Genomic DNA, 12451 nt, shown 5'->3' with positions numbered 1-12451 from the left:
GGAAAAGTGGCGTAGCTGTCGATCGAACGATCTAATCAGCGTTCGCCGCCTCCGTAAAAGACTTGTTTTTTCTGTGCTTATGACGTGAGCGAGGTAATGCATTTCAACATGCTGCGCCAACGTCGAATACGGCGCGATTACAGCACGCTACGACAAGATCGCAACGAAAAGGCCGTGCGGAACGAACTGACTCCGCACGGCCTTTTCGATCAGCGTTTCATGCATCAATGCGCAGTGGCCAGTTCCTGCGCACGCGGCGCTTGCTCCGACTCCGCCACCGCATCTTCAAGTATCATCGCCGCGCCCTTCTCCGCGACCATCATCGTCGGCGCGTTGATGTTGCCCGACGTGATGTTCGGAAACACCGACGCATCGACCACGCGCAGCCCCGCCACACCATGCACGCGCAGCCGCGAATCGACAACCGATGTATCCGGATCGGAACCCATCGCACACGAACCGCACAGGTGATAGATCGACCCCGACTGCTCGCGGAAATACTGCAGCAGCGCAGCATCGTCGTCGACCTGCGGCCCCGGTGAAATCTCTTCGACCGTGATGCCCTGCAACGCCGGCGTCGCCATGATCCGCCGCACCAGACGACACCCCTGAATCACTTCGTCGATATCCTTCTGCGTCGAGAGCGCATTGATGCGGATCTTTGCTGCATCCTCCACACGATTCGACGCAATCTCGATCGAACCACGGCTGGTCGGTCGGCATGGATTGAACGCCAGCAGGAACCCCGAATACGGCTCCGGTTCGAGGCTGGCGGTGCTGCTCTTCGGAATCCGGTACGACAGCGGATTGAAGTACAGCTGCAGGTTCGGTTGCGCCTCGTGCTCGCTGCCGCGGAAGAACCCGCCCGACTGGTTCACGCTCATCGCCAGTGGCCCTTTGCGCGTGAACAGATATTGCAGCCCGAGCTTCAGCTTGCCGAGCAACGGGCGCATCTCATCGTTTAGCGTCTTCACGTTCGCTCGGTAGTAGAAGCTCACGCACAGATGGTCCTGCAGATTCTGCCCAACCGCCGGCAACTCATGCACGAGCGGAACACCGTGACGTGCGAGCAGCGCGCGATCGCCGATGCCGGACAGTTGCAACAGCTTCGGCGTATCGACTGCACCGGCGGCGAGAATCACCTCGCGGCGCGCGTTGAAGCGGCGCATGCTGCCGTTCTGTTGTACGACGACACCGGTCGCGCGACGTGCATCGTCGAACAGCACCTGGCTTGCCAGCACTTCACGCTCGACGGTGAGATTCGGCCGGCTCAACGCCGGATGCAGATACTCGAAACTGCTCGACGAACGCTGCCCGTTACGCGTGTTTACGTCATAAATGCCGGCGCCTTCGAAGCGCGCGCCGTTGAAGTCGTCAGTACGTGCGTAGCCTGCCTGCTCGCAGCCCTTGAGAAACACGTGGCAGATCGGATGCACGGTGTCCTTCATCGGCGAGATGCGAATCGGGCCGTCCGCGCCGTGATGCACGGTATTGCCGAGCGGATGCGATTCGAGCTTGCGGAAATACGGCAGCACGTCGGTAAATGACCACCCTGGGTTGCCCGCCGCCGACCAGTCGTCGAAGTCGTGCGGCTGGCCGCGCACGAAGATCATCGCGTTGATCGAGCCGGAACCGCCCTGCACCTTGCCACGCGGGCAGTAGATCGGACGGTTGTCGAGCGCCGATTCGGGCTCGCTGTAGTACATCCAGTTGTAGGTGGCGTTGTAGTAGGTCTTCGTGAAGCCAACCGGCACACGAAACCAGAACGAACTGTCCTTGCCGCCCGCTTCGAGTAGCAGCACCGAATGCTCGCGCGATGCCGACAGACGCTCGGCCAGAATGCAACCCGCCGAACCCGCGCCGACGATGATGTAGTCGTAGTCCATCGTATGTCCTTAGCCTTTGGCGGGCGCGAGGTCCTTCACATCGGCGGGCTTCGCGGCCATCTGCAGATGCAGACGCTCGCCCGTATAAGGCGTGTGCTGCCGCACCACGTCCATGTTCAATTCGACACCGAGTCCCGGCTCGCTCGACGGAATGATGTAGCCGTCTTCCCAGCGAATCGGTGTCTTCAGAATGTCCGAGTGAAAACCGCCCCACGTACCGATGCTTTCCTGAATCAGGAAATTCGGTGTGCAGGTTGCAAGCTGGATACTCGCCGCCGCGCCGACCGGGCCGTTGTACAGGTGCGGTGCGACCTGCGCGTAATACACCTCGGCGAGCGCCGCGACCTTCTTCGCTTCGAGCAGGCCGCCCACACGCGCCACGTTTAGCTGAATGATCGAAGCCGCGCCTGCTTCGAGCAGCTTGTGGAATTCGTACTTGGTCGTGAGCCGTTCGCCGGCCGAAATTGGAATGCTCGTGTGTTGCGCGACCTGCGCCATTGCAGCTTCCTGGCCCGGCGGCACTGGTTCCTCGAACCACAGCGGGTCGTATTTTTCGAGCCGCTTGGCGAGCCGGATCGCCGACGAAGGCGCCATCTGCCCATGCGTGCCGAACAGCAAGTCCGCCTTGCTGCCCACTGCCTCGCGGATCTTGCCGCAAAAGAGTTCGCACCGATCGAGCACTTCGAGCGACAACTGATGCCCCGAATACGCCGTGTAAGGACCCGCCGGATCGAACTTCACCGCCGTGAAACCGCGGCGGACGTTTTCCGCTGCGCATTCGGCGGCAAGATCGGGATCGTCGTAGTCGTATTCGCCGCGGCTGTTCTTCGGGTACAGGTAGGTGTACGAGCGCAGCCGTTCGTTGACCATGCCGCCGAGCAACTCATACACGGGCTTGTTCGCAGCCTTGCCGATTATGTCCCAGCACGCCATCTCGAGGCCGCTCACGACACCCATCATCGTCAGATCGGGGCGCTGCGTGAAGCCGCTCGAATACGCCTCGCGCCACAACCGTTCGACGTGATGCGGATCGCGATCGAGCAGATAGCGCGCGAATACGTCGTCGATGATGTGCGTCATCGCGCTCGGGTGGAAGGTCGCCGAATAGATTTCACCGACGCCTTCGATCCCGCAATCGGTCTTGAGCTTCACGAAGATCCAGTACATACCGCCCAGATGCGGCGGCGGCACCGCGACGACATGAGTTTCGAGCGAGATCACTTTCATGAGCGAACTTCCTTCCTGTTGAGCATATTGCGTAGTACGAGCCCCGCGCAGCCGCCGAGCATCGCGACTGCGGCGACATAGCCGAAGTACATCTGATAGCCAGTCACACCGGGAAACGTTTGAGTCAGATAACCGTTGATAAGCGGTAGAAACACATCGGGCGAATAGCCGATCACCGAGATCAGGCCGATGGCGAGGCCCATCGTTTGCACCGGCACGTTGCAGCGGTCGAGCAGCGACCAGTAGAGACCGCGAATTGCGTAAGTCAGCACGCCGATGAACAGCACGAGGAACACGAGCATCACGTGGCTCTGGATGTGCGGTGCGACGATCAATCCGCAGAGCGACAGCCCCGCCAGAAACAGTGCAATGACGAGCACGGTGATCTTCGAATAGCGGTCACCGAGAAAGCCGCCACCGATGCCGCCAATCGGTCGCATCCACAGCTTGAGTGTCGTGATCGTGCCCGCCATCACCACCGAAAGACCGATGCCGCCTTCATGCAGATACGCGGAAAAACTGTAGGTTGCCCAGAACACCTGATAGCCGCAGAACACGATCGCTGCGACGAGCCACAACTCGGGAATGCGCGCGAGCGTCAGCAGATCGGTCAATACGTTGTTACGCTTCTCCGTGGTCTGCGCGTTCGATGCGCGGTTTGCGTCCGAGTTGTCTTTCACCAGCGCCAGCACGATGCCGAGCCCAATGCACAAAAACGCGTACATGTAGACCACCAGCTTGAAACCGTACGCAACCGGTTCGCCTCGGGTCTGCGTCATCCACGCGAACAGCGTGATCGCGATCGTCGCGAGCAACGCTTCGACGAGCCCGCGGCCGCCGTCGAGAAAGCCGAAGAAGCGGCCCTGTTCGTCGTGGCCCGCGATCGTCGTCACGCGCTTGATCACGGCTGCCCAGAACGTGAGCCCCGTCGTCAGCCCCCAGCCGCAGAAGATCACCATCAACGTGGCAAAACCCGGCGCGCTTGCGTACCAGAGTCCGAGCGCGCCCGTTGCCAGCAGCGAAAAGCAGATCAGCAGACGCGGCGCGATGCGATCGGCGAGCCAGCCGCTCGGCAGATAGCTCAGCAGAAAGATCGTGCCCAGCGACGAGTACAGATAGCCGAGTTGGCTGTCGGTGATGTGGAACACTTCGAGCATCGTCGGCTGATAGACCTGCCGCAGATACAGGATCGGGTAGATCGCGCCCGCGGCGATGACCAGTAGCGCGAGCTGCAGATAGCGCTGCGCTTGCGTATCGCACGTTTCGTGCGTTTCGCGCGATGAAGCGGCGTCGCCGGATAACGGCAGCGCGGCGGCAGATTTAACGACAGGTCGTACAGACACAGAAGCGCTCCTGAGAGACGCAGGACACGAACGACCATAACTGGCGTCCGTTACGCGGCGTCCCCGATATCGTTGTTATGGTTACGGCGCGCTAATGCGACGCCGTGAAAATTTCAATACTTCATGACCACAAGACGCGTCTGCGTGAATTCGAGCATGCCGTGCTTGCCATCGTCGCCACCAAGACCGGAGCGTTTCCAGCCTGCGTGAAAGCCTTGATAGGGATCGGCGGGCGTGCGGTTCACATACAGTTCGCCGGCTTCGATATCGTTGGCGACTTTCATCGCCGAGCGGTAATGCTCGGTGTAGAGCACCGACGAAAGACCGAACTGGTGATCGTTGGCGAACGCGAGCGCTTCATCGAGCGTGCTGTAGCGGATCACCGGCATGATCGGACCGAAGGTTTCTTCCTGGACGATCTCCATGTCCTGACGGCAGTTCGACAACAGCGTCGGCGGATAGAAGAAGCCCTTGCCGTCGGGCAGCACACCACCCGTCTCGAGCTTCGCACCGGCTGCGACCGCGCGTTCGACCATCGCGTGAATCCCGCGGCGCGACGCGTCGTTGACGAGCGGTCCCATCAACGCCGGATCTTCGCTGCGATCGCCGAAGCGCACGTTCTGCATGTGCGCTTTCAGCAGTTCGACGAAACGGTCGTGCACGCTCTCGTGCACATACACGCGCTCGATTGCCGTGCAAAGCTGGCCGCAGTGCGTCGTCTTCGACGCGACGAGTTCGCGCGCGGCACGCTCGAGGTCCGCATCGGGTTCGATGATTGCCGGTGTCTTGCCGCCGAGTTCCAGCGAGGGCTTCGCGATATTCGTCTTGCAGTAGTCGAGTACCTTGCGGCCCGCGGCGACGCTGCCGGTCAGCGTGATCATTCCCACTGCCGGATGCGTGCAGACCGCTTCCGCAGTCGCATGGCTCATCGCGAGTATGTTGACGACGCCGGCCGGCAGTTCTGCGCGTGCCACGGCCTTCGCGATTTCGAATGCGGACGTCGGCGTGTTGTTGCTCGGACGCACCACTACCGTGTTCCCCGCGATCAACGCCGGCGCGATCTTGCGCATCAGCGTGTAGACCGGGTAGTTGAACGGGATCAGGGCCGCGACGACGCCGATCGGCTCGCGATGCAGCACCAGGTTTTCGTCGGGGGTATCGCTGGGAATCACTTCGCCTTCAATGCGTCGCGCCCATTCGGCGTGATAGCGGGTGATCTGGCCGGCGTAGATCGCCTCGTTGGTCGCATCGGCGAGACTCTTGCCGGATTCTGCGGCCAGCGCTGCGCCGATCGCGGGCGCGCATTCGGTCAGCGCATCGGCGAGCTTGTGTAGCCATGCACCGCGCTCGGCAGACGGCAGCTTGCGCCAGCCTTTCTGTGCGCGTGCCGCGGCGTCGACGGCGGCGACGGCCTCGGCGCGGGACGCACCCGACACCTGCGCGACGGCCGCTTCAGTGGCCGGGTTGTAGACGGTGATGAGTTCGTCGGTAGCCGGGTCGATGAACCGGCCATTCACAAAGTTCCGCTCGAGTCGCATGGTTCCTGCCTGTGGGCGTAGCGCGGCGACGCGCATAACCGGCGGCTATGGGAGACATGCAACCGGCGCATGAGCGAAATTGTTCTACGCGGCTGGCGGGCGGGACAAGCGATTAATCCGCGGGGGAACGTGCGGAAAATGAATGTTAGTCGAGGGGCGTACGTGGCATGAGGTACCACGCACGCCCCTGTCCTCCCGGCTTTACGGCGCCGGCGTTGCGAGCGGCTGCGTATAGTCCGCCGCCGGGCCGGACGGCGGCAGCAGTGCGGTACCGCTTGCCCAGTCTGTCGGTGTAGCCGACAGCGTATAGGTCAACGTGCCACCGTTTGCGATGTCGGCGAGCGGCAGCCACGAACCCGTCCAGGTCTTGCCGTTCAGTTGCACCGACTTGATATACGGCTTGTTGTTCAACAACGCTTCATCGTCGGCTTCGATACGCAGCTTCTTCGTTCCGTCGCCGAGCCATACCGTCATGCCCTTGAACTGCGGCGTCGACATCGCCAATCCAGGCGCGGACGGAATCACCGGGTAGAGCCCGAGCGACGCCCACAGATAAAAGCCCGAAGTTGCACCAAGGTCGTCGTTGCCCGGCAGACCGCCCGGATCGTTATTGAACGTCTGCTTCAGGACGATTGGAATGACGCGTTGCGCCAGTTGCGGCGTGCCGGTCCAGTTGTAGGCCCACGGCGTTTGCAGCGACGGTTCGTTGCCGATATACAGCGTGCTGCCACCTTCCCCGCTGTTCAGCGTCGACCCGCTCGGCAGCGCGCCGCCGTACGGGTTGGTCGCGTCGAGCCCGAACAATGCGTTCAGTTGCGCGATTGCAGTCGCATTGCCGCCGAGCTTCGCATTCAAGGCTGTGTAGTCGTGCCGCACCGTCCACAGATAATTCGGCTCCGTCGATTCGTGGAAGCCTCCGTTGTTCGGATCGTTGAACACCCACTGGCCGCTCGAATTCTTCGGCACGAGCGCCGCCGTCACACCGCCGAAATAGTTCTGGCTCGCCGGAATACTCGCGTCGAAGATGTTCGCCCAGTTGCCTGCGCGCTTATGCAACGCCGTGACATTGCTCGCGTCCTGCGTTTTGCCGAGCGCGGCGAGGAAGTTGCCGATGGACTCGTCGGTGGTCATGAACTCCAGCGTCATCGATCCCGAGTGATTGTTCGGAACGATATCGGTCGCGACGTAGCCGTTCTTCAGATAGAAACTGCCGGCCGCCGGCACCACGCTCGATTTATCGTTACAGGCGCCAACCGTGTATGTCCCGCCCGGTGTCTTGCCGAACGCCGATTGCAACATGTACTTGCGCGCAGTCGCCGTATCGAACGAACGCGCGCCGAACACATACGCGCCCGCAATTGCGTTCGGCGCATGATCGCCTTCCATCGGCGTGGTGTCGTCGCTGCCGTCCACCCAATGCGGAAACGCACCGCACTGGCTGGCATCGGCGACGAGCGACTGCATCATGTCGCTCACTTCCGAAGGGAACAGCAACGCCTGCAACTGCGTTTCCGACCGGTACGTGTCCCACAGCGAGAAGCCGGAGTAATGCGTCTTGTAGGCGGCCGCATTGCCGGGCACCGGGTGCTGCGACACGTTTGCCGTTGGCCTGGACGGTGCCGTGTTGGCCGGTGCCGACAGATTCGCCTGCTGCATGCTGCGGTAATCGCCGTTCACATCGCTATAGACCGTCGGCCCCGTCAACGTGTGATACAGCGCGGTGTAGAACTGCGTGACGTAGTTATTCGCGGTTTGCAGTTGCGCCGAGCTCAGGCTGTCCATCGCGCCAGGTGCGGCAAGATCGAGCTGCACCGTATTGAGCCGATGATTCCAGATGGCCTGCTGGTTCTGCTGAACGGTGTCGAACGACCAGTTCGGGTTCTCGGTGGTCAGGTTCAACTTTGCATTGGCTACGCTGACCGACGAAATGCCGACCTTCAACTGAACGACCGTCGGGCTGCCCGCTGCACCCTGCGCGAAGCCGATGTTAGCGACACCGTTTGCGACCTTCGTCGTCTTCGGATTGATCGCCGTGTCGAAGAGCATGTAGAAGTACACCGGCTTGTACCAGGTGCCGCCGCAAAACGCGCCGACTACCGTCTGCCCCGATACGACGCCCGCTTGCGCATCGACCGCGATATTGACGAGCTTCGGCGATACGCCGCTCTTCATGCCGTTGCTGATCAGCGCGTTGACGACGAGCGACGGGCTCATCGAAGCTGGAAACGTCAGACGTGCCATGCCGGTGCGCGTCGTCGCCGTCAGTTCGTTGACGATGCCGTTGCCGGTCTTCACCTTGTAGTAGCCCGGCAGCGCGCTTTCGTCGGTGTGCGAGAACGTCAGCGGTCCGCCGCCGGGAATCATCGCCACCGCACCCTGGCCACGGCAGCCGGGACCCTGCAGATGCGTGAGGCTAAAGAAGTCGATACTCGAATCCCCGTAGAAATAGCCCCCGGAGCCTTCGCCATACGGCGATTGGCTGCCCGGTGTGTCCGGCCCGAAGCTCACCATCCCGAACGGGGTTTCCGCCGCGGGATTGAGGTTCCCGGGATAACCATAGAGGCCCATGTCCGGCGTATTCGTGCCGATAAATACGTTGACGAATTTCGTCAGGCCCGCGATGTCGGTGCGCGTGACGGCAGCAGGTGTGTTCGTGGCCGGCGCGGGCTGTGCGCTTGGCGTGCCGGCTGATGGTGTGCCAGCGGATGGCGTCCCCGAACCGCTGCCCGCTCCACTCGCAACCGGATTGTTCGTGGGCGTGCCGGGATGCGCGGCAGTCTGGGTCGAACCGATGTCGCCGCCGCAACCGGCGAGCGTGGCCATGCTCGCCATGACTGCGGCGAGTCTTAGTAGATTTTTCATGCGTGTCATCTCCCTTCTTATTGGACGCATCGAGCGATGCGCTAACTACCCCTAGCTACCCCGAACTGACAAACGTGAGCGCGCGACAGCGCGCCACGCAGTCAGCGTTGCTGTTCGTCCAGATGATCTTCCTGAGATGGAAGTGGTCGAACTCTTCGATGCGGTGGATTGCCGCTCTCGTGGCGGCTTTACGACCGAAGGCATTCAAGGCGAATGCCCTGGTCACACCGCTGATGTCTTTGCGTAGCCGGACGGGAATCGGCCCGGTGGGTCCGAAGTGTTGCCCCGCTCAACTCCCCACTGCGATGCCGAACACATGCAGCTTGCCGGTGCTGGCCGTGCGCGGCAGCGTCACGCTCGCGACCGTCTTGCCTGTGGCAAGCGGTACCTTGATCGCAAACAGATACGTCTTCGTGTTGTCCTTCTGACCGTTGCCCTGGTTGCGGTACGACATCGTCAGCGCAGTCTGTGCGCCCGTACTGACGCTGGCCGAGCCACCGTTCAGCGTCCAGTCGTCGAAAGCGAGCGTAAAGGTCGTGGATGTGCCATCCGAATACGTGACGCGTGCCTGACCGCTGCTCGGTCCGTTATTGGACGAACCCAGCACGACCAGATTGCCGCCCGACTGCGCGCCGCTCAACGTGATCGTCTGACCGAGCGCGACCGCGTTGTTCAGCCCACCCATGCCCGAGGTCGGGAACGTCGCGCCATCGAAGACGAACGGCTGGCTCGCGTTCCATCCGGCCGCCGCCATCGCGTTCGACGAATAGCTGTACAAGCCGCCATCGAAGTCCGCACCGTTGCCGTCCGTGTTGGCACTGCCGTCGGTACCGGCACCGTGATTGTTGAACGCATCCAGCATGTTCTGGGCGACCGGTACGGCGAACGAAGGCGGCGCATCGGACGCAGCACTGCCCCAGTCGGACGCTGACGTGCCCATCGTGAAGTCCATCTTCGCACCGCGGTCCAACGCGGCGAGCGGCAACCAGCTACTGGTCTGCGCAGCGCCGTTCACGGTCAGGCTCTGCACATAGTTGGAATCGGGGGCGCCGCGCGCAGCGATCCGCAGCGTCTTGCCGTTGCCGAGATGCACGACGATCGACGGGAATTGCGGACTACCGATCGCAAAACCGCCCACCGCCGGAATCTGCGGATACAGGCCCAGTGCGCCCCAGACATACCAGCCCGACACAGCGCCGAGGTCGTCGTTGCCAGGCAGGCCATCCGGCTTCGTGCTGAACGCCGTGTTCATGATCTGCTGCACGACGTTCTGCGTGCCCGACGGCGAACCCGCCCAGTTGTACATCCACGGTACTTCGAAGGTCGGCTCGTTACCCATGTAGAAATTGGGCAGGCTCATCCCCGCGTTGAGCACCGTGAAGAACGTATTCAGGCGCGACACCACCGCCGTGTTTCCGCCAAGCTGCGAGAACAGCCCCGCTGCATTGAACGGCACCATCCACGTGTATTGCTCGGCGTTGCCTTCGACGTAGTTGTCGGTGCTATTCGGGCTTTCAGGCACCCAGCTACCGTCGCCGTTACGAGCGGCAAGCAGCGGCGGCGTCAGCGACGTGTTCAGCACGTTCTGCCAGTACGCCGAATGGCTCAGCGCCATCTTCTGGATCGTGGTGTTGCCGAGCGCGCCGGCAAACTGCGACACCGCGAAATTGCTGCTCGTGTACTCGAGATTCGTCGAACCCGCGGCCCACACGCCGTCGCCGGGAACCAGATGGCCGGCACCGAGAAAATCGTTCAGTCCGCCATACGTGGTCATGCCTGGGTTCTGACACGCGGTACCCGGAATGTTCACCATCTTGACCATGTGGGCGAGCGCGCCCTTCTGATCGAAGTTCCTCGCGCCGAACGCGTACGCGCCGGCAACCATCAACGAGCCCGCGTCGCCTGGCATCACGCCGTCCTCGACGTTGTCGTTGACCCAGTGCGGAATCGCGCCGCACTGATCGGCGTCGTTCACGAGCGACTGAACCATGTCGCTGGTTTCATTCGGATGCAGGATCGCTTTCAAAGGAATCAACGAGCGATAGATGTCCCAGCCCGAAAAACTCGTGTACTGCGCGGCCTGTCCGTGCGCCACGGTATGGACGGCGTTGTCGAAGCCGATGTATTGCCCGTTGACGTCGCTAAAGACGCTCGGTGCCCACGACGCGTGATACAGCGCCGTGTAGAACTTCGTCATAGCATCGGGCGTGCCGCCGGATACCTGAATCGAATTCAGCCGCTCGTTCCAGGTCCGGTCGGCGAGTGCCTTGATGCCGTCGAAGTCCCAGCCCGGGTTCTCCTTCAGCAGATTGCGTTTCGCGTTGTCGACGCTCACGTAGGAGATGCCGACCTTCATCAGCACCGTCGATCCCGCATCGAAATTCATCGTCGCGATGCCGTTGCTGAACGACGACGTGCTGTTGAACGGCTTGCTGAACTGCGCGTAGAAGTAGACCGGCACGCTGGTGGAATTGCCGCAGAATCCGCCGCCGATCGTGCTGCCGGAGATCGCATTGCTTGCGACCTTGATGATGCTGCCCGAGACCTGCGAGCGCGTGTTGGTTCGCGTGGCGTTGAGCACGAGGATCGACGGTTGCGAAGCCGGATAGGTGAAGCGTCCGAACCCGCTGCGCAAGGTCGCCGTCAACTCGACCTTGACCTGGTTGTCGAGCAGCACCGAATAGGCACCGGCCTGCGCGTGCTCGTTGCTGTGCTGGAAGGTCGGGACCAGCTTCGTGACATCGGTGGTCGGCATGACGGGGAATTCGCCGTCGTTGCCCGAACATCCGGCGCCGCTCATGTGCGTCAGGCTAAAGCCCTGGATGCTGTTGATGTCGTAGTAGTAGCCCGCCGGGGAGCCCGGCTCCGCGCTGTTTGAAGGGGCCGGTGTCGTATTCGTATCGGGGGCCCACTGAACCATGCCGGACGGCAAACCCGCCGCGGGCACTACGCTGCCAGCCTGACCCGCAGGCACGGGGTTCGGCGAATTGCTCGCCAGCGTGCCGATCAGCGGATTGACGTACTGCGTCACCCGCATCATGGAACCGGACGCCGCAAGATTCTCGGCACTATCGGCCGCTGCCGCACCTGCCGAGCCGCCGGCACCCGCCGACGAATTCGCGTTCTGGCGCGCAACCGCTGCTGCATCGACCGGCCCGCTGCCGGGATGGCTGTCGCCACCGCATCCGGCCAGAATGCCTGTTGCAAGCAGAACGAAGATGACCTCGCTGAATCTCTTCACAATCGTCTCCTTACTTTGCGATTATTGTTTAGTAGACATCCTAAACATTATCTTTTCTGACAGCCGGAAAGATGGCGTAAGCGAGTCTAGACGGATTAAATCGTCCGTGTCAACGGCGACTCTTTTACCGTGATTTGTTTATTCAATTTGCTAAACAATTCAGAATTACCGAATTTAGTCAATTCAGTAAACAACGCAATGCGGCGCAGCAATTTTTTGTCACAGTCGCCGGCGCTCGCCGAAGCGCGGGCGCGTCGGAGACTACAGCGCTGTAGCAGGCCAGAACCGGCGTCTCGATGTCAGTGGCATGACATGCGCAATGCGTAAATCGACGCATGCAATTGTCAATTCGGA

At 61.7% G+C, this 12451-nt stretch carries 6 protein-coding genes; all 6 read right to left on the bottom strand.

The genetic code is table 11. From position 1 onward, the window contains the following. Window positions 1-224: 224 nt before the first annotated feature. On the bottom strand, window positions 225-1886 hold the full coding sequence (locus FNZ07_RS08470; protein ID WP_091015471.1) for a GMC family oxidoreductase: 1662 nt from the start codon (window positions 1884-1886) through the stop codon (window positions 225-227). A 9-nt stretch (window positions 1887-1895) separates the two neighbouring features. After that, window positions 1896-3113: a mandelate racemase/muconate lactonizing enzyme family protein gene (locus tag FNZ07_RS08465; protein WP_091015469.1), complete on the bottom strand. Its 1218-nt coding sequence runs from the start codon at window positions 3111-3113 to the stop codon at window positions 1896-1898. Continuing rightward, a complete protein-coding gene (locus tag FNZ07_RS08460) occupies window positions 3110-4420 on the bottom strand; it encodes an MFS transporter (RefSeq protein WP_091015909.1) in 1311 nt (436 codons plus the stop codon). The genes FNZ07_RS08465 and FNZ07_RS08460 overlap by 4 nt, the downstream gene beginning before the upstream one ends. 149 nt (window positions 4421-4569) lie before the next feature. Continuing rightward, entirely contained in the window at window positions 4570-5994 is a 1425-nt protein-coding gene (gene aldA / locus FNZ07_RS08455; RefSeq protein WP_091015467.1) for an aldehyde dehydrogenase, read from the bottom strand. Between the two features lie 201 nt (window positions 5995-6195). Beyond that, window positions 6196-8856: a GH92 family glycosyl hydrolase gene (locus FNZ07_RS08450; protein WP_091015465.1), complete on the bottom strand. Its 2661-nt coding sequence runs from the start codon at window positions 8854-8856 to the stop codon at window positions 6196-6198. 289 nt (window positions 8857-9145) lie between these two features. Continuing rightward, window positions 9146-12097 (bottom strand): GH92 family glycosyl hydrolase, encoded by a 2952-nt coding sequence (locus FNZ07_RS08445; protein WP_245811594.1) that lies wholly within the window; start codon window positions 12095-12097, stop codon window positions 9146-9148. Between the last annotated feature and the right edge of the window lie 354 nt (window positions 12098-12451).

Origin of the sequence: Paraburkholderia megapolitana, from assembly GCF_007556815.1 — a bacterium.
Classification (GTDB): domain Bacteria; phylum Pseudomonadota; class Gammaproteobacteria; order Burkholderiales; family Burkholderiaceae; genus Paraburkholderia; species Paraburkholderia megapolitana.
This window is presented reverse-complemented; position numbering and strand designations above follow the sequence as displayed.